This window comes from Haloarcula sp. Atlit-47R (genome assembly GCF_003665985.1).
Taxonomy (GTDB): domain Archaea; phylum Halobacteriota; class Halobacteria; order Halobacteriales; family Haloarculaceae; genus Haloarcula; species Haloarcula taiwanensis.
In genome coordinates, this window is sequence record NZ_QPLQ01000007.1 from 36529 (window position 1) to 53453 (window position 16925).

Below are 16925 nucleotides of genomic sequence, written 5' to 3' on the forward strand. Positions count from 1 at the left end.
TGGCTTCACGGCGAGTAGATGGGTCGTGTCCCTCACGCCGGCGGCAAGTAGACGCTCTGCTCGACGGCGATTTTCTTGAGGTTATTCCGGTGACGGTGGCTGAAGTAGGACTCGTAGCTGCAGTATCCACAGATCACGCCGGTATCGTATCCGGCAACGAAGGGACCCAGTGGGTACGCCCCCTCATCGTGGACGCCGGTGGCGAGCCCGTCGACGCGTCTGTGTTCGAGGTGTCTCTCGCCGATGCGAGCCGGGCTGTATTGTGGTCCTCTGCTTTCAACCGGGTCAACCACCGGTTATTCAAACCCGTCAGATGTATAAAGAGTCGTGAAGCGCGTCGACCACAGGGGGGAGGAGCCCGACGAACTCGCGAGTGCGCTCGTCGACAAATTCACAGCCTGCCATATCCACCATCTCGCCGACATCCTTGATGCTGATCCCCGGTCGTTGGACGAGTATTACGGCGAGGACTCCCGAGACTTCGGTGACAAGGCTCGTATAGCCGGACAGATTTGCCCGCAGAACGAGGAAGCGGTTGCACAGCTTCTAACCCTCAAAGATAACCACTTCGGTCGGAAGAAGATCAACCGTACCGCTGTGGTAGAGTACCTCTCGTCGGAGGGTGTCCCAGTAGAGACGATGGAGGAGATGGGTGCCAAAGATCTGCTTCTCGCCGCGTACCAGACGTTCTTCGATGCCGAGGCCGGAGAGATGCCTGAGAGGGAGGTGAACCGCCTCGTTGCCCGGGGAACACTATTTGAGGATCGACGAGATCGGATGTACTTCTACGAGGAGCGCGAGCTTCCACTCGACGAGATTGACAAGCGTATCGATAAGTTTCGTCGCCGATACAACAGACGGAATCGAAAAGCTCTCGACATCCGAATGTACGAGGACGAGGCTGAAAAACGGGTGGTTCTCCATTTGTTCCAGGAGCGCCCTCGACAAGTGCAGTACGTGTTCAGCAAGCGAGTCGGTGATGACGAACCGGGACCACCGTCCGTCACGACGGCTCCGAATTACCCAGTGAAGGCTATTCGGTTGAGATTGCAAAACAGGGACGGAGTGGGCGAACTCCGTCTTTCGAAGTCAGCCGAGAACAACGGATGGACGGGCGTGTTGGAAGACCTGATGGAGGATTCCTTTGGGGTGTCGAATGCCCTGGATGATGCTCGCAAGCATCGTTCCGAGAAGGTCGATCAAATCGTATCTTCGGCGGTTGAGACGGCCAGCCAATCGGAAGACGAAGAAAACGCCGAGGATGACGAATCTGAAAGTGTGGAAGAAGTCATCAGTACGAAAATTTCGGAAGCGGTTGATGAGGCGGTCGAAGCACGCGAGAAATCAAATGAAGAACGTGGATTCAATGCAGAGGAACTCCGCGAGCGGGCCAACTTCGATCCGGTCGGATTCCGCGTCAAAAACGGAGAAGTCATCGAGGAGATCGAGCTGACTGCCCAAACTACCCTCAAGGATGCCTTGGACAGAGAACCTGGAGTTCGCGATATGCTTGAATCCCAGTTATCGGATGCAGATTCCGATGTCACTGTGGGAATCAAGTGTCGCGCAACGCTACCCGACGGCCGCGTGGAGACCTTCGTGCTGGAAGACGGGATGCCGCGACCGGCACATAGCGGCCTGTCGCGCGAAATGCAACACGTGCTGAACGCAGTATTCGACGATGAGTCATCTGACAACTGATTCTGCGCTGGACTACCTTGCCGAGTTCATCGAGGAGTACGCCGGCTTCGGCGATGGTGGCGACCACATCGGTTGGCTCGCCAACCAGACGGACTATGTCGAGAAACAAGACACCCACAACACGTGTCGGCATTGTGGTGCTGATGTCAGTCGCCATCGCTTCGACGACGAAGTAGAAATCACTTGCCACGATCACCCAAACAATCACACGTACCGACTCAATCCCGAGGAAGTATTCGCCTATCAGCTGAATCCCGATTCAGTCCTCCGAGATATCGCTGCTGAGCTGGGATTCGGGAACTCGGCAGATGGTGTGACTCAGAACCCCGAGTACGCAGTCACCTCTGTCACGAACCACGTTCGAATCGCCCTGCTTCTGCGCCCGCGACGGCACGAAACGACTGTAGACGAGCTGTTTGCAGATTCGGTGAAGAACGGCCGCGTGAATGCCGTCTTTACATCTTCTGACTTCGAGGACGTGAGGTGGGGTTCTGTACTTCGGAAACCGCTCGCCGGGGCTGCCCCCGTATTCCCTTTGGGACTCCTTCCGAACTCGGCCGATGAAATCTACCGACAGCTCACATCGGCGTCCGAGGCTCGCCAACGCAATGAGTTGACGTTGCCGTCTGGTGACACCGACCTCATACGGAATCTGAACCAGAACCCACGGGCAACGCAGTTTGAACTCGAGTACGCACCGCTCTTCCGCGCGTCGGACACTCCGGACTCGATCCGACTTAGTGAACGGTTCGAAGATGTCTGCACGACCGCATTCGGGCTTATCGGCTTCCCCACTGACTCCGACGAGTTAGGAACGAATAACCGCGGTGAGAATCTATCAGACATCCTCTTCACCATAGCGAATGACTCGCGGTACCCGAAGAACCACGGTGGCGGGAAGATCCTCGGGATTGTGGACGCCAAGTCGAACGCCAAGGCCGACATCGGGGGCGAGCAAATTGTCGAGAAGCACGCGGAGTATCTTCAACAGGCGAACACAGACGCGTTCGACGAGCATCACATCGCCCACGTGTTTGTCGTACTGTCGATGAAAGGCTACGAGTCCAACGAGGTCGACTGGTACGACGCTATTGAGGCCAACTTCCACGGTGAGAACGTCGACGACATTACGATGGTGGTGCTGTACGCAGACGCACTCGCCCATATGCTCGATATCCAGATATCCGCTACCCAGCGAAACGAGGCGAGCTTGGCTGTCGGAGATGTCAATGATGTCTTCCGCCCATTTTCAATTATCGAGCATTCAAGCGAGGCGTCGACGAGGATATCGGGGACATCACTAGAGTGGACGATCGAGATCTAAATGCCTACGAGAAGGGCTATCGGGATGAGTACCACAAGCGCGAACGATTACTCGTGGTCACTCGAGAGATGGTGGATAAGCACTATCGTCGAACTATTGAAGATCACGATATGGTTGGAGGATTGTTGTCCCGATACGGAGACACACTGTGACGAATATGCCGAAGGGAGGACAACCCGATGTTCACTGGTTCTATCGATGCTCCGACGATAACGGATTTATGAACTGCTGCGTAGATCCTGTTATCCGCAACTATTGTTGAGGGCAAGAGAAACAGACTGGCGACTACAATGCCGACATCAGCTCATCGCGTCCTAGAATCGCTCACGGAGGGCGTCCTCCCGCTCCTCGAACTGGTCGACCTTCTCCTGTAGATCGTCGCTGACGCGCTCGATGCTCGCGAGTGCCCGCTCGCCGGCGAGCGACGCCTGCGACCCGTCGTCGCCGTAGGCCTCCAGCTGCTCCTCGTAGGCGCGTTCGACCCGCTCGATGGTACCTTCGGGGTTGAACAGGATGTCGTTGGCCGTGCGAACGTAGCCGTCCAGCGACGCACCCTCCTTGCCCTGGAAGAAGTGGGTCAACGCGTACGTGGCGCCGGAATGGAGCGTCCACATATCGATCTCGACGGGGGAGACAGCGTTGGCCTCCGCATCGCTCGCGGCACGCTCGGCCAGGTAGTCCGGGAAGCCCAGCAGGCTGTAGAACTCCGTGACGGTGAACGGGAGCTCCGAGAAGTCGAGGTCGATGTCCTGGGCGTCACGGATGAACTCGAAGAGGTCATCGGCGACGAGTTCGACCTGTGCGAGGATCTCCTCCCACCAGGTCCGGAAGTTCCGCACGTCGCCAACGTGCTTGATGACCTCCTTATCGGTGAGCGAGCGCATCGTGTTCGAACAGTAGCCGTCCTGAGCGAAGCCCTCGACGTAGACCGCGTGCTCGCCGAAGAAGTCGTAGCCCGACGTGACGCCCATCGTGATCGGGTCTGACCGGCCCGGCAGGCGCACCTCGAGGCCGTCGAACATGATGTCCATATGGACCTCGCCGCCGCCTCGGTAGCGACGGATCTCGCCGAACATCACGTCGCCCAGCGGCGTCCCGTCGATGGTCTCCTCGCGGAGGACCTCCTCCAGCGGCCCGTAGACGTCGACCGGGTTGATGATCGCGTACGAGTCGGTGGGCACGTGGAACAACGGGTCCAGCCCCGAGTCTCCATCTCGGGCCTGCTCCCGAGCGCGACTTGGCTCCACGAGCGCGTTGAATCGCTCCGTCTCGACCCACTCGTCGGTGTAGGGGTTCTGGTACGCCACGGTGGTCTCGACGGCCTGCGGGAGGTCGCGAATCGCCTCGGCGAAGGTCACGGCGTCGTCGCCCCCGCGACGCTGTCGGTACCACTCGGGCAGTTCGGTGTCGGTACGTCCATCGACGCCAGCGAAGATGGTTCTCGACTCTGGGTCTTTCATTTCGGTCACCTCGACGCAGGAACGCTCATCGAAGGCCGCCTGCCTCGTCTCGCGCCCTGCGCCCCTCTGCCGGGCGCACCAACAACACCACATTAACCAACACTGACCCAGGGGGCGGCTGATTGTTGGTTAATCGGACCACAGCCGGGGAACTGTTGCACTGAGGTTACTCGCTGCTGGAGCGGCGTAGCCGAACCTGCTCCGGGTTCGGAACCCAGGGATGGTCCTCCCAGCAGTGAAGGGCGTGAGCACGGGGCGACTCGAACTCGGCTCCGCAGGATCCACACTCGTAGACATCGTCGGGCCAGGGCTCGCTGACGTACATCGCAGTCACGGTCGTCGCGACCGGCTCGGGCGCTCCGCTTCGCTGAACGTACCGGTAGCCGCGAACCGTCCGTTGACGGATTGCTGTCCGAGCGATCTCGGCGGGTTTGTCGTCGGGGAGATACACCCAGCGAACGAAGTCGTCAACCGACTCCTTGGCCGAGGGCTGGAGGATGAACCACCGCTCGTGGGCATCCCGGAACAGGTAGCGTTCAGTTCCCCTGTTTTGGAGGTACACCGGGTCACCCTGGCCGGGGATGAGTCGCAGCCCCTGGGCCGGTGATATCGGGTCCAACAGTCGCTCGACTACAGATGGATCGCACTCCGGCTGGTTGTCCGAGTCTTCCTCTGCTGTGAACTCATCGAGACGAGCATTCGTAGTCACGGAGCCCACCGTCCGAGTGAGGACTGTTCCCGCTCAGACTCATCAGGAACTTCACAGAGGAACCGCCATTTCGGCCGCTCTCGGATTTGCTTGTCGGGTCGGTTACCTGCCTGTCCGGGCTCCGTTTTTCCGGCGCAGTGCTAGCCCTTGTCTCTGAGCGCTTTGATCATCGAGCCGTCGAAGTCAGCTCGCACGAACGTCAGCAGAAGGCGAACGCCTCGCCGCCGGCCGTGCCGGCGCACGAACCGTTCCATCGACCGGGCGAGGGCGGCAGAGGCGAGGTTCGGGAAGTCGACGCCGATGCAGATCCGTGCTGCCTCGACGATCTCGTCACCCTCATATCGGGTCCCGTCGTACTCCAGCGAGCGAATCAGCGGATAGCGCCACGTAATCGCATCCAGTAGCTTGTCCTGGTAACAGAGCCCGTGATGGACGAGGTTCGTCCGCGGGACACTGTCCATATAGGAATGATGTGCTTCGTAAATCGCGCCGGCGACGTGGCGCGGGATCGATTCGATATGGACGCGCTCCGCGAACCGCAGGCCGAGCGGCGCCGTGACTGGCTGGCCGTCGCGATGAATGGGACACGAGCACCCCTCGGGGGTGCGCGTGAATTGGAAGCCGGTACTCGTCCGCTGGCCGGGAGAACGTGTCTGCGTCACGAGTCGGTACCGTCAGTCTGCTCTTGCCGGTCGTTGTACCGTTCCAGTTCGCGACCGATTTTCTCGAGTGCCTCGATCCCTCGTTCGATCAGCTGGTGGGTGGCTCGCGACAACCGAAGCGTCTCCATCAGCACTCCCCCTCCGGTGGCTCGATGAGGTCGTTGCTCTCGTCGACGAGAGCACGGATGGCCTGCTCGACATCGGCATCGTCCGAAACCGTCCGGCTCGCTAGGGGTGCCGGGTAGGCGCGGTCTCCCTGACTGCAGAGGACGGCCAGCCAGCCGTCGGTTCCCTTCCCGAGCACGATGTAGTGGTCGCGATCAGCCCGCTGGAAGACTCGCCGGTCGGGGCGAGTGACCGTTCGCCAGTTCTCGGGGAGTGACGGTGACGGCCCCCCGCCGTCGGGAAGGGCGACGACGTCGTCGGTTATCGTCGCCATCGCGGCGTCGATCTCTTCGCCGGTGAGGTGCCAGCAGGCCGCCCGACCGTCACACTCGAGCTGGCTGACCACGCGATTCCGGAACGCGATGTAGTGTTCTCTCGCGACCTGGGCATCGTTGTAGTAGTCGAGGAGGAGCCCGCAGGCGAGCTGTGCGGGCCCGCTTCCAGTATATCCCCACTCGAAGCCTGTCGGGCTGTGGTTGACCAGGTCGAGACTTCGATCCGGAGTGAGACGCTGGTGTTCGGAGAGATTCAGAACGACGGCGTGGCCGTCGACGCGAAAGCCGACGTATTCGACGTGGTCGTCGCGACGGTTAGCGAGCGCTTCTGTCTGGATTCCGCTTGACGTGGGACGTCGTGCGTTCCCGTTCATCGGTACGTCGCGGGGTGGTGACCCCCGCACCCCTCTCGGGGGTTCTACAAACAGATCCGGAAACGCCCTCGCCGTCCCTACTGGCTAGCTGCGGGGAACTCGAACCCGCCGGTGTCGCTCTCTAACTCCTCCGTCTCGGTAGTCTCTGATTGGACTGTCTGGCGGGCCTCTTCCAGTTCCTCGCGGCGATTGTCGGCGCTCTGGTGGACGCTGATGTCGTGTTTCTCGCAGAGTGCTCGCTCGACCGCGAAGGTCATCTCGTCGAAATCGACCTTTGTGATGTCGACGTCCTCCGGTGAGGGCGTCTCATCAGCGACGTCGATGTCCCGCGACCAGGTATCGGCCGAAATGTCGCTGGTCGGGAGTCGCCACTCGTCGCCCTCGAGTTCTTCACGCAGGTACTGCGCGAACTCCTTGTAGTGATCGAGCGCGATGTTCTTGGTGGCTGAATCGGCCAGCAGCGCGATGGCGAGTTGATCGATACGGGCCTCGTCGGCCTCCGGTCCCCAGTCGAATCCACCAGGGGCGCGGCGTAGGACGTGGAGGTGCTTGTCCAGCACGTCGCCATCGGGCGTGTACACCAGCTGTCCACCCATACAGCGTTCGCCGCGGTATGCTCGGCTGCCGGTCATCGAAACTCACCCTCCCGGTGGCCCAGGCCTCGTGGTCGCGTCGGGGGCTGGCTGGGCCGGGAATCCGACGGTCGACGGGCAGTATCTGGACTGCGTCCGCTTCGCCGAGTGCTCGCACTCGCGGTCCCGGCTGGTCGGGGCCCGACGTACATCGGCTTTCGCGCTTGACTTCGCTCTGTGACGACCTCTCGATGGAGCAGCGTACAGAGTTTCATGACGCTCTCGGCGAGGTCGAACGCCGCTGCTCGCGACTGGAGATCGTGCTGGCTGAAGAGGATCGTCCCATCGGCCCGGTCGACGCGGACCAGCCAGTCCGAGGGGTGCTGGACGTGGCAGAGGACGGATTTCGAGAACTCGTAGGCGAATACGAAGTGTTCGTCGTCTGTTCGGCGATGCAACCACCAGTGGTCAGGGGCGACCTCGCTGTTGCTCTCAGAACTCATCGATGATCCGGGACGGCTGTGACGTCCCGCACCCCTTGCGGGACGTGAAACAACATCTGCGGCCGCCGCACCCGCTTTCGTCGCCGAGGTCGGCAACGTATTTGGTTCTAGCAAGATACAGTCCAATTATATTCGGATGGCTGTACTGGACGACCTCTCGGGGTTCGAGTTCGAGGACTTGATGGAGGACGTGTTCCGGAACCTCGGCTACGAGAACGTCCGGCAGGCCGAGCGCACGGCCGACGAGGGGCGAGACGTCCTTATGGAGGAAGTCGTCGACGGGACGCGACGGGCGATCATCGTCGAGTGTAAGCACACGGGCACGGTCGGGCGGCCGGTCGTCCAGAAACTCCACTCGGCGATCGCGACGTTCGACTTCGATGGCCCCAAACGCGGGATGGTCGTCACGACCGGGCGGTTCACGAACCCTGCCCAGGAGTATGCCCAGCGGCTCCAGCAGAACGACGATCCGCATCCCATCGAGTTGCTTGACGGCGAGGACCTCCGAGAGATCGCCGACGAGATCGGCCTCGATCTTTACAACGGCCGGATCGAGATCCTCTGCGACGAGACCCTGCGGCCGTACGACCCGGCGGCAGATGTCGACGCGCCGGTTCAGGAAGCGTTCCGCGACATCGAGAACGTCGAGGCCGCGGACCTCCCGAGGCCACACTCGCAGGTGTCATTCCGCCCGGTGGTTGCGATTACCGCCGATACGAACGCTGTCTTCGAGACATCCGTCGGTGTGATCCACCGGATCAACGACCGCACACAGTTCGTGGTCCACGCCGAGCGTGGTCGCCCGCAGGTCGCTGACGAAGCGGTCGCGACGCTGGTCACCGAGAACCTCCACGCGACGGTCGATCTCGATATCGACCAGTTCGGGGAGGTCTTCGACGACGTCGAGGAGCGCCGCTTCGGCCAGACCCAGACCGAGTACAAGGAGTGGGCCGTCGAGCGCCTCCAGGACTACCACACGACGACGGTGACCTACACCGGCGACAACAACGTCACGTACAACAAGACCTGCGAACCGAACCGCTCGGACATCTCCGTCCAATCGATTGAACCGGTATACCTGCCCGAGGTGCGCCAGACGACCGACCTGGGCGAGTACAGGTATCCCTACGAGTACTACGCGGCAGGGCCGTCCAGAGTGACCGCCGAGGACGGCATCTATCGGTGCGTCCACTGCGAGACGAGCGGCGTCGACGAGACGTACACGTACTGTCCGAACTGCGGGGCGATTGCCTGCGACAGCCACAGCAAGACCGAACGGCTCGAAGGTGAGCCGGTCTGTACGGGCTGTGCGGTGACCGAACGGTTCGCGCTGAAGACGAAGTACTTCTACGACGAGGAGAACCTCGAAGCGTTTCGCGAGGAGTACGCCGAGATGCCGATTCACGAGAAGGCGATGGAGAATAAGTGGCTGGCCGGCGGCAGCGCGATCACGACGCTGCTGCTCCTCGTCGGGCTCCTCCTCATCGGCGGTATCCTCTGAGTGCCCTCGGTACTCAGGCCGGTTCAGCCACCAGCTCTTCGAGCGCGTGTTCCAGCGGGCCGTTGAACTGCCAACTGGCCCGCTCGAAGGCCTCGTCGGTCGGGCCGTCCCACCGCGGGAACGCGGAATGCCCGCTCACCTTGACCGTCCACTCTGCCGGCTCGTCGAACGGGCTCCGCGTCGGAAGTTCGACGACGTAGAGGTACTCCTCGTCGCCGTGGATGCCGTCGGCCGGATTTTCGACACCGTGGCCCAGCAGGAACAGCGGCTGATCCAGATGCTCCATGTTGGCCGGCTCGAGGAGATCTGAGGGTTCGTCGGCGTGGATGCTTCGGTCCCGCCCCTCGTCGACGTACAGGGTCATCGTCGAGAGCGTGTCGACGAACATGAACTGCGCTGCGGCGTACGCCGGCCCGCGCTCTGTTCGCGTCTCATCGAGCAGCTGTTTCAGCTGAACGAGATCTCGAAGAACGCTGTCGGGATAGCCGTCGGAATGACGGTAGATCTGTGCGACTTGGTCGGCTTCGGACTGTTCATCTGTGGTCTCACTCCGTTGTACGAATCGGAGTTGGCTTCGTGTCGACATCGATCACCGCCGGCGCGTGTGCGCCGGCACCCTTCACCGGCGCAGAAACAACAAGAGCCGAACTGCTGGATTCAGAGTGTGTACTCAGCACGTCACTGTGGTTTACTTCATCGGGATTTTACAGAACCAATAGCTCAGCAGAGATGGTCATAGATCACTCGAACAGATCGTTTTCAAAACAGACCGTTTTGGCGTCACCTCAATGTCGCAGCTGCACAGCACGTCTTCCACCAGTTTCTTGGGCCAGCCACATTCCCAGCTCGTACTGACACTTTTTTAGGCGCCGTGAGCACACGCTCGTATGACAACCCAGCCCACGGCCGGAGAACTACTGGTTGGCGCATATCTGAAAACCGTTGAAGAGTGCGAACTAGTCATGTACAATCAGCGGTCCTCCCGCACCGAGAACCAACTCGAGATTGACGTCATCGGCGTTAATGATGATGGGGCCACACAAGATGTGTTTATTTGCGAGGTAACCACACACATCGGCGGAGTCAGATACGGCACTATCGACGAAAGCTTCTCCAAGTTCCGAGACAAGTTTGAGCGGAACGTTGCATACGTCACTGGTCTTTTTGAGTCGGCCGACACCTATCGGTTCCAGCTGTGGAGCCCTTCCGTGACAATCGGTTTAGAGAAGCGATTACCCGAGTTGATGAATACCTTGAATTCAGCGGAGGGGATGGAGTTAGATCTAGTCATCAATGACGAGTACGCCGAGCGTATGGAGGAACTCAAGACGGCAGCAGGGAATACGACAGAGCGCAACGGAGAACTCGGGTTCCGACTGCTGCAGATTCTGCAGCACACTACGTAAGCATATATTTCACTGCGTAAAGAATTAGACTCCGGTAGGCACATTGTTTGCGTTATGGCACTTCTTGACGGGACCGAACGTTTCGGTTCGGGAACGCCAACGACTGTTGATGCTCCAGCAGTCGACTGTCCGAGCTGTGCTGCCACGGTGTTCACTGAGAAAATCGGAGTGGTTTCCTGCGATGACTGCGGCGAAGAATTCCGCGCAGAGGGGCATGACGTCGTGTCGTGTCCAGCAGTAGAGTGCGATGAGTGTGGGGAGAAGATATCATTTATTCAGGAACACCGCTCGACTCGAGGTCCGTTTGATACATACCATTGCCACAACTGTAGCACCGACATCGCCCTACAAACGCCCAGTGGCGTTCAATCGACAGAGAAGGTGTTGGAGACGAACTGGCTACTTAACGGTCGGACCTTAGACGAGGCGTGGAACCCGTTCGGAGATGGCTATTGGTGGACGCGAGCGAAAACCGACCGCGAACAAACCGCCGTCGACTCATTAAATATTGAAGCGCAGCGGACGCACCCGAGTTTCAACGCCTATGTTCCGGGGAGTACGAACGCCCACCTCTGTGGAACCGATGACTACTGTGTCGGGTACATAACCTGGGAAGAGACGCGTGAGGAACCGGAACTGGGGCAGCTGTACATTCTCCCAGCGTTCCGGAGGCAAGGTATCGGCGCAGGGTTTGTTGAGGCTTGGCGGGAGGATGTTGCTGACTCGTTTAGCCGGTTCCGAGTAAATAATCCGAATGCAGATATGTACCGGTTGCTCCGGAGTATTGAGGCGGTAGAGATTACAGAAGATGGCCTAGATTTTACGGGATGTATCATTACGGGGTCGAAGATTGATGTGCCGGATGAGTGGGGTCCGGATATGGCCTGATTCATCCCATTTCTCCCTTGCTGCCAAGATTAACTTCGAATGTTCGAAATCATCCCGTCGATTTGACCCTTGACCCTATATTTAGCAAAATTACTGATATATGTCACTTAACGGGGGTTTCATCAATCCCACTACGCCAGATGGGAGACCTCAGCTGATTCCTTAATATCGTCGAACTCGCCACGCTCGACCGGTTGCCAGTCCTCACCCGGAGCTGGACTCCACCAGTCAACCTCGTAGGCACCGGGTTCGCCGAGAATCTTCACTCGTGCCGACCCATCGGGTAGGTCGCGACGCAGCTTCTCGTCGACGTGGAGATTCCAGGTCGGATCGGTATCGAAGCAAGCGAGGATTGCTTCCTCGTGCCCACGCGTCTCTCGCGACTCCTGGAATTGGACCCGTGTATTGCAGTTCTGGCAGAACACCCCTTCGAACGGGATCTGACTGAACACCTCGTGCCCACAGACTGGACACCAGAGGAACTCGAACACCGCCGGACTATACCGTTCGATCGTTTCGAGACTCGACAGTGACTCACCGTTCATTACCGTACACGATTTTTGAGGGTGCCTCGTACCCGCAGTCCGGGCAGTCGAACCAGCGCTGTACCTTCGCGCTGTCGGCCGTCTTCTCTCCGACGCGGACGTCGTCGTTCGGGCACTTCGGACATTCGAGGTCGGGTGCTGGTTGCTCCCGGAGTTCGTCCCGGAATGCGGTCGCGTCCTTCGTCTCGTATCCCTGCGCCCAAATCGGGTAGCCGTCGACGAGGATCGCCCCGCACCACTTGTATCGGTAGGAGTCCGGCGCTCGATGTAGGACGGCACGTGCTCCAGTTTCGGTGTTCCGATACGCGAGGGTTGGTGAGCGACTCTCTCGTGACCAGTTGGTGATTCGTGGCATCGTCGGTCAGAAATGAACGTCTGCGGGGACGATCCAGAGCGTCTGGCTGTCCTCGTCTTCCTCGAGAACTCGGTCGAGCTGACCCCGATGTCGAATTCCCTGGGCGTGCTGGTCGTACATCGGGATCGAGGGCCCCTCGTACGCGCCGACCTGGTGGAACGCGTGGCGGGCGAGGTCCTCGTCGCGCATGATTGCCTCGTCGCTGAGCTCGTCGAGCGTCTCCTTTACGCGATCGAGATTCCGCTGAAACTCCTCTTTCGTGGCCTTCCAAGCCCGGTCGAGCAGTTCACCGCCTTCCTCTGAGTTGATTGGGGCTGCCGTCGACAGGTCACCCCAGCGGGCCTTCCCGGCGACCGTCGTGTCGTCTTCATCAAAGGTGCAATAGTAATCAAACACGGCGCAGCCGTGGGGATTCGCCCCGACAAGACGGTCGAAGACCGCTTTCCCCTCGACGAGGGCGTCGTGCTGTGTCGGTGCTTCAACTAGCGCGTAGATGACCATATGCATCTGGTTCACCTCGAAGCGCCGACTCACCGGGCTCTGGTCCGGTCCGTCTGCTCGGTGCGCCGGCAGCCATCGCCGGCGCTCGAAAAACCTGGTTCAGGAATCGTCTGTCCGCTCGACGGTGATCGTCAGGTCGCCCGACTCGTAGTCGGCCTCGAAGTTGACGTTGAACGCATCGGAATCGTAGGCGGCGTGGTAGGTACGGTGCAGTTCGAGCGACCCGGTCGCCTTGAAGTGAAAGAACGCGGCCGCAGTGTAGGGTTTGCTCTGGGTTTCGACCTGCGTCTCGACAGAGGCGGGAAGCGCGATTTGCGGCGTGTCCGTATCGATACTCGCAGCGAACGCCTTCGCTTCCTCGACGGTCGCCTGCGAATGTGCGGGCGTCTCGCCGGTCAGCACGTTCACTGGCGTCTCGGTGTCGTCGGTGAACAGGACATCGTGGAAGGTGCGCGTCCCGAGGACTGCGTCGGGACCTAACTCGCAATCGTGGAATGGATCGTCGTCTGGTTTCACGGGCATCAAACCACGAGCCTACGGTGGGGCTCGTCCCTTTCTGCCCCTGGAAAACCGCGATCTGCGTCGACGCAGACCGGTCTACGAGCGGTTGAGTGTCGCGTCCGGAGACGGTGATTCACCGCCCGGGATACGCAGTTCCTGGCGCTCCCCGACCCACTCGCCGAGCTTCTGTGTGAGGTACTGTCTCGCGGTCGACTGGGTGAACACACCCTTGTCGACCATATCGCCGACGACGTCCTTCAGTGCCTGGAACTGCCCCTTCAGGTGCCCGTCGCCGACCGGCTCGCCGTCGTGCCACCGGACGGTCGCGAGCGCGCCGTTCCCGACCGTATCGCCGTGGTCGACCGTCTCCGAGTCGTACTGAAGGCCGAACCACAGCGTCCGATAGGCGGTCACCTCGAAGGTCGGCGACACCGTGTAGAACGCCTCGTGATGGAGGTAGTCGAGATAGTCCGCGATGACCTCGTCGAGAGTGAGGCCGGTCGCACGAGGCTTGGGCTCGATGACTGTCGACGGCCGCTCTTCGCCGGCGAGGTAGCCGTCGACGGCATCTGCGTCGAGGCCATCGGCCAGTTCCGCCAGCAACTGTTTTGCCCACTTGGAGTCGGTGTCATCGCCACCGAACGGGGTTTCAGCCGTAATGCGGTGCTTCAGTTTCAGGTTCGCAGCGCCCCAGTGGCTGTAGTGGAGCGTGTACTGTCCGTCTGTCCGTTCGTACGCAACAAGTGCGCGGTGACCCATCGGAAATCACTCCACGGGACGACGCTCGTCGTGTGTCGCCCCGCACCCCTCTCGGGGGCGAACGACGCTACCCGTCGATCGGCTCCAGTCCGCTGAGATCCGCGTGAAGGACCGTATCGTCGCGAACGACGTACCGCTTTGCCAGCACCGGGAAGCGACACTTGGTAAACCCGGCCGTCTGGATGTCGAGTTCCTCACCGGCTTCGAGATGGGTAGCGAGTTCTCGCAAGAACTCGTGGGTCACGATTCCGCCGTCGTAGTCAGGGAGCCCGTTCTCTCGCGTCTCGTAAACTTCGAAGTCATCATAGCCCCAGATCGTGAGCTCGCCGTCGTCAGTAACTTCCCAGTTGAGAGTCCCGAAACAGTAGCTCTCACAGAGCTCGCGCACAGCCTGTGGATCCGATACGATTGCACCGGTCGACGTTGTCGCAGCCTGGAGCGTAGCCATTGGTTCAGTCGGGGTGAATCCCCGCACCCCTCCCCGGAAGAGATAGACCACTCTCTAGCATTAACCAACACCCCACCCAATCGAGCCGAGGCTGTTGGTTAACCGACGAGCGAACCTACCGCGGTTCCGGCCCGTAGCGACACGCCCCACACTCTCGACACTCCCAGATTGGTTGCCCCGACCAGGTGTCGTCAGGTAGCGATTCGTAGGTGGTGAACCGATGCCCAGTTTCGGAATCGCAGTGGTGACACTCGAGCCGGACTCGTGTCGGGATGTTAGATGGCTGGCCGTCCTGATCGCTATCCCCGCTTGATTCCTGGAGTGCGATTCCCGGGACTAGCCACATCGGGTCATCAGCTGTCTTGAGCATCGTATCGAGACGCGATTCAGTCCGGAGGGCCTCTCCCCCCTCGTCGTAGAGGCACGCCTTGGCATCCTGCGCCCCTGCGAACGTCGAATGCTCCTGACCGTTCATCCGGTCTCGGATAGCCGTGAGCAGTTGTTCCCCGGCTTCTGAGGTAACCTTCGACGCGTCCGGTAGCGATGGCCACTGATCGACCAGCTGCGACGCAGGCCCCTCAGTGAGGTCGTAGATGAGTTGATGCTCGGTGATGCCCTCGGTCTCGCTGTTGACGAGCAGATTCCCGGCGGCTGCCCCTTTCGCGACAGCGCCGTAGAATGTCGACGACTCGACGAGCGCGAACACGATTCCCTTGAGTGTTGCTTCTTGACCAGTCTCCGTTGTTGCGGTGTCGGAGTCGCCGAGGTGGTTGGTGAGGCAGAATCGGCATTTCGTCTGTGACGCCGGTATCGGAGCCCCACAAGATCGGCACCCTGCCTTGTCGTCGGTTTGATGCTCAGGGTATCCTGTCTCGACCGACGCATGTCGCTGTCGACGAGGGACGGCGCTGGTGCGATCGTCCAGCTGATGATCGGGCGTCCGGGACGCCTCACCAAGCGGACGTAGTTCCTCGAGATCGTAGTCGCGGCCGGTCATAGAGAGATCTACAGAGAGCATGTCCCGTTTTCCGGTTTAAATGATAGGCCGAGAAAAAGCGAGCAAGCTCCTGAGTGGTCGGACTGAGCTTCAGACGACCTGTTCTTCGAGCGTGTCGCGGTGGTTCCTGACGGTCGCCGTCGACGTGTTGGCCACCTCGGCGATCTCAGTCTGGGTTAGCCACCGACCCGCCTCCTGCCCGGCCTTGTAGAGACAGGCGGCAGCAAAGCCGGCGGGATGAACGCCGGTCGTCACGCCGGCGTCCTCGGCCGCTTCGGCAAGTGTTCGCGCTCGACGTCGGATTTGCTCCGGACAGTCGAGGTCGGATGCGAGCCGCGGAATGTACATCGTCGGCGTCGCGGGTTTGGCTGGGAGTCCCAGTTCCTCGTTGAGTGTCTTGTACGCGTTCGTAATTCGCGATTCCCCGACCGTCGCGACCGCCACGATGTCGTCGAGGAGCTGTGACCGACCGTTACATCGGCAGGCCCCGTACACGCTGGCTGCGGCGATCGCCTCGATGGATCTGCCACGGAGCAGATCCTGGTTCTGCGCGCTCCGGAAGAGCTGGCAGGCCTGGTCGCGAAGCGTGTCGGAGAGGTCGAGTGCGCTCGCGAGACGTCGCACCTCGCCGAGTCCGTGGGCGAGGTTCTGTTCGGCCTTCGACCGCCACCGGCCACGGGTCTGTTCACGTCGCATCCGGGCCAGCCGCCGCCGCTTCTGTGCGGAGAGTTCGTTCCCGTTCGCATCTGTCCCCCGCCCGATCTCGGTCGAGAGGCCTCGGTCGTGGCGGGCTGCCGTCAGCGGAGCGCCCGTCCGTTCCCGCTCCTCCTCATTGTACGCTCGCCACTCCGGCCCGTGATCCAGACGTTGCTCTTCGATGACGAGACCGCACTCCTCGCAGACAGTTTCCTTAACGTTCGTGGTGATGTGCCCGTCGCACTCGGGACACTGGTTGGTGCTCGAGTCCGTCTGGATGTCCTCGTCGAATCCAGTCTCATAGATGTCTCTGATTGCCATCGTTCTCACAGTGTTTCGGGAACTCGCCCGTACAGCGAGCCCCTCACCCATTACGGGAGAATAAACTTCGCGCAAGACGGTCCAGATCCATCGACCCCGATGGCGTACAGCTACCGAGTCTGATTCCTAAATTAATGATTCGAGGTGAGGAACATCGGTGGCGGTTCTTCGAGGGCTCTTTACAAGATATGCTCGACAAGCCCCACGATCAGTAATCATAATCGCGCCGGGTGCTTCCGGCAGTATAATTATATGTGTTCTC

Annotated in this window: 22 protein-coding genes; 5 read left to right on the plus strand and 17 right to left on the minus strand. The window is 60.4% G+C overall.

What is annotated here, in order from left to right; translation table 11 throughout:
* Positions 1–32 precede the first annotated feature (32 nt).
* Positions 33–293 carry a hypothetical protein gene (locus tag DVK00_RS18850; RefSeq protein ID WP_121578271.1) on the minus strand — a complete coding sequence of 87 codons (261 nt, stop codon included), beginning with the start codon at positions 291–293 and terminating at the stop codon, positions 33–35.
* Positions 294–327: 34 nt separating this feature from the next.
* On the opposite strand from DVK00_RS18850, the gene DVK00_RS18855 reads away from it, so the two are divergent.
* Complete coding sequence (locus tag DVK00_RS18855; RefSeq protein ID WP_121578272.1) at positions 328–1701, plus strand: hypothetical protein; 1374 nt, start codon at positions 328–330, stop codon at positions 1699–1701.
* Complete coding sequence (locus DVK00_RS18860) at positions 1682–3025, plus strand: hypothetical protein (RefSeq protein ID WP_121578273.1); 1344 nt, start codon at positions 1682–1684, stop codon at positions 3023–3025. Before DVK00_RS18855 ends, DVK00_RS18860 begins: the two co-directional genes overlap by 20 nt.
* Before the next feature lie 314 nt (positions 3026–3339).
* On the opposite strand, the gene DVK00_RS18865 is transcribed toward DVK00_RS18860, so the two are convergent.
* From DVK00_RS18865 to DVK00_RS18890, 7 genes are all read right to left on the minus strand, one after another.
* Positions 3340–4485, minus strand: coding sequence for a hypothetical protein (locus tag DVK00_RS18865; RefSeq protein WP_121578274.1), 1146 nt, complete (start codon positions 4483–4485; stop codon positions 3340–3342).
* 166 nt (positions 4486–4651) lie between these two features.
* On the minus strand, positions 4652–5194 hold the full coding sequence (locus DVK00_RS18870; protein ID WP_199722493.1) for a hypothetical protein: 543 nt from the start codon (positions 5192–5194) through the stop codon (positions 4652–4654).
* 140 nt (positions 5195–5334) lie between these two features.
* Entirely contained in the window at positions 5335–5856 is a 522-nt protein-coding gene (locus DVK00_RS18875; protein ID WP_233560843.1) for a hypothetical protein, read from the minus strand.
* Positions 5853–5984, minus strand: coding sequence for a hypothetical protein (locus tag DVK00_RS22340; RefSeq protein ID WP_255410834.1), 132 nt, complete (start codon positions 5982–5984; stop codon positions 5853–5855). Before DVK00_RS22340 ends, DVK00_RS18875 begins: the two co-directional genes overlap by 4 nt.
* Positions 5984–6670, minus strand: a complete 687-nt coding sequence (locus DVK00_RS18880; RefSeq protein ID WP_121578276.1) for a DUF6166 domain-containing protein — start codon at positions 6668–6670, stop codon at positions 5984–5986. The genes DVK00_RS22340 and DVK00_RS18880 overlap by 1 nt, the downstream gene beginning before the upstream one ends.
* A gap of 77 nt (positions 6671–6747) precedes the next feature.
* Complete coding sequence (locus tag DVK00_RS18885; protein WP_121578277.1) at positions 6748–7302, minus strand: DUF6166 domain-containing protein; 555 nt, start codon at positions 7300–7302, stop codon at positions 6748–6750.
* A complete protein-coding gene (locus tag DVK00_RS18890; RefSeq protein ID WP_121578278.1) occupies positions 7299–7745 on the minus strand; it encodes a hypothetical protein in 447 nt (148 codons plus the stop codon). Before DVK00_RS18890 ends, DVK00_RS18885 begins: the two co-directional genes overlap by 4 nt.
* Before the next feature lie 136 nt (positions 7746–7881).
* On the opposite strand from DVK00_RS18890, the gene DVK00_RS18895 reads away from it, so the two are divergent.
* A complete protein-coding gene (locus tag DVK00_RS18895; protein WP_121578279.1) occupies positions 7882–9246 on the plus strand; it encodes a restriction endonuclease in 1365 nt (454 codons plus the stop codon).
* 13 nt (positions 9247–9259) lie between these two features.
* Here DVK00_RS18895 and DVK00_RS18900 read toward each other — a convergent pair whose 3' ends face one another.
* A complete protein-coding gene (locus DVK00_RS18900) occupies positions 9260–9832 on the minus strand; it encodes a hypothetical protein (RefSeq protein WP_121578280.1) in 573 nt (190 codons plus the stop codon).
* Positions 9833–10133: 301 nt separating this feature from the next.
* On the opposite strand from DVK00_RS18900, the gene DVK00_RS18905 reads away from it, so the two are divergent.
* Together DVK00_RS18905 and DVK00_RS21230 are read left to right on the plus strand one after the other, a co-directional pair.
* A complete protein-coding gene (locus DVK00_RS18905; protein ID WP_121578281.1) occupies positions 10134–10652 on the plus strand; it encodes a hypothetical protein in 519 nt (172 codons plus the stop codon).
* A gap of 54 nt (positions 10653–10706) precedes the next feature.
* Complete coding sequence (locus tag DVK00_RS21230) at positions 10707–11540, plus strand: GNAT family N-acetyltransferase (protein ID WP_147435908.1); 834 nt, start codon at positions 10707–10709, stop codon at positions 11538–11540.
* Positions 11541–11671: 131 nt separating this feature from the next.
* Here the strand turns inward: DVK00_RS21230 and DVK00_RS18915 are convergent, their stop codons facing one another.
* The 8 genes from DVK00_RS18915 to DVK00_RS18950 form a co-directional block, all read right to left on the minus strand.
* Positions 11672–12085, minus strand: coding sequence for a hypothetical protein (locus tag DVK00_RS18915; RefSeq protein WP_121578283.1), 414 nt, complete (start codon positions 12083–12085; stop codon positions 11672–11674).
* Positions 12075–12440, minus strand: a complete 366-nt coding sequence (locus DVK00_RS18920; RefSeq protein WP_121578284.1) for a hypothetical protein — start codon at positions 12438–12440, stop codon at positions 12075–12077. The genes DVK00_RS18915 and DVK00_RS18920 overlap by 11 nt, the downstream gene beginning before the upstream one ends.
* Positions 12441–12446: 6 nt before the next feature.
* Positions 12447–12947 carry a hypothetical protein gene (locus tag DVK00_RS18925; protein ID WP_121578285.1) on the minus strand — a complete coding sequence of 167 codons (501 nt, stop codon included), beginning with the start codon at positions 12945–12947 and terminating at the stop codon, positions 12447–12449.
* Between the two features lie 93 nt (positions 12948–13040).
* Positions 13041–13463, minus strand: coding sequence for a hypothetical protein (locus DVK00_RS18930; protein WP_121578286.1), 423 nt, complete (start codon positions 13461–13463; stop codon positions 13041–13043).
* Between the two features lie 75 nt (positions 13464–13538).
* Positions 13539–14201, minus strand: a complete 663-nt coding sequence (locus tag DVK00_RS18935) for a DUF6735 family protein (RefSeq protein WP_121578287.1) — start codon at positions 14199–14201, stop codon at positions 13539–13541.
* A gap of 67 nt (positions 14202–14268) precedes the next feature.
* A complete protein-coding gene (locus tag DVK00_RS18940; RefSeq protein WP_121578288.1) occupies positions 14269–14649 on the minus strand; it encodes a hypothetical protein in 381 nt (126 codons plus the stop codon).
* Positions 14650–14764: 115 nt separating this feature from the next.
* Positions 14765–15667: a hypothetical protein gene (locus tag DVK00_RS18945; protein WP_233560844.1), complete on the minus strand. Its 903-nt coding sequence runs from the start codon at positions 15665–15667 to the stop codon at positions 14765–14767.
* Between the two features lie 69 nt (positions 15668–15736).
* A complete protein-coding gene (locus DVK00_RS18950; RefSeq protein WP_121578345.1) occupies positions 15737–16663 on the minus strand; it encodes a transcription initiation factor IIB family protein in 927 nt (308 codons plus the stop codon).
* Positions 16664–16925: the final 262 nt, after the last annotated feature.

Excerpts from the sequence above, each read along its gene's own strand:
- DVK00_RS18915 (WP_121578283.1), bottom strand. The coding sequence starts at position 12,085 with ATGAACGGTGAGTCACTGTCGAGTCTCGAAACGATCGAACGGTATAGT.
- DVK00_RS18905 (WP_121578281.1), top strand. The coding sequence starts at position 10,134 with ATGACAACCCAGCCCACGGCCGGAGAACTACTGGTTGGCGCATATCTG.
- DVK00_RS22340 (WP_255410834.1), bottom strand. The coding sequence starts at position 5,984 with ATGGAGACGCTTCGGTTGTCGCGAGCCACCCACCAGCTGATCGAACGA.
- DVK00_RS18880 (WP_121578276.1), bottom strand. The coding sequence starts at position 6,670 with ATGAACGGGAACGCACGACGTCCCACGTCAAGCGGAATCCAGACAGAA.
- DVK00_RS18925 (WP_121578285.1), bottom strand. The coding sequence starts at position 12,947 with ATGCATATGGTCATCTACGCGCTAGTTGAAGCACCGACACAGCACGAC.
- DVK00_RS18945 (WP_233560844.1), bottom strand. The coding sequence starts at position 15,667 with ATGCTCTCTGTAGATCTCTCTATGACCGGCCGCGACTACGATCTCGAG.
- DVK00_RS18930 (WP_121578286.1), bottom strand. The coding sequence starts at position 13,463 with ATGCCCGTGAAACCAGACGACGATCCATTCCACGATTGCGAGTTAGGT.
- DVK00_RS18895 (WP_121578279.1), top strand. The coding sequence starts at position 7,882 with ATGGCTGTACTGGACGACCTCTCGGGGTTCGAGTTCGAGGACTTGATG.
- DVK00_RS18900 (WP_121578280.1), bottom strand. The coding sequence starts at position 9,832 with ATGTCGACACGAAGCCAACTCCGATTCGTACAACGGAGTGAGACCACA.
- DVK00_RS18940 (WP_121578288.1), bottom strand. The coding sequence starts at position 14,649 with ATGGCTACGCTCCAGGCTGCGACAACGTCGACCGGTGCAATCGTATCG.
- DVK00_RS18890 (WP_121578278.1), bottom strand. The coding sequence starts at position 7,745 with ATGAGTTCTGAGAGCAACAGCGAGGTCGCCCCTGACCACTGGTGGTTG.
- DVK00_RS18865 (WP_121578274.1), bottom strand. The coding sequence starts at position 4,485 with ATGAAAGACCCAGAGTCGAGAACCATCTTCGCTGGCGTCGATGGACGT.
- DVK00_RS18920 (WP_121578284.1), bottom strand. The coding sequence starts at position 12,440 with ATGCCACGAATCACCAACTGGTCACGAGAGAGTCGCTCACCAACCCTC.
- DVK00_RS18860 (WP_121578273.1), top strand. The coding sequence starts at position 1,682 with ATGAGTCATCTGACAACTGATTCTGCGCTGGACTACCTTGCCGAGTTC.
- DVK00_RS18885 (WP_121578277.1), bottom strand. The coding sequence starts at position 7,302 with ATGACCGGCAGCCGAGCATACCGCGGCGAACGCTGTATGGGTGGACAG.
- DVK00_RS18935 (WP_121578287.1), bottom strand. The coding sequence starts at position 14,201 with ATGGGTCACCGCGCACTTGTTGCGTACGAACGGACAGACGGACAGTAC.
- DVK00_RS18950 (WP_121578345.1), bottom strand. The coding sequence starts at position 16,663 with ATGGCAATCAGAGACATCTATGAGACTGGATTCGACGAGGACATCCAG.
- DVK00_RS21230 (WP_147435908.1), top strand. The coding sequence starts at position 10,707 with ATGGCACTTCTTGACGGGACCGAACGTTTCGGTTCGGGAACGCCAACG.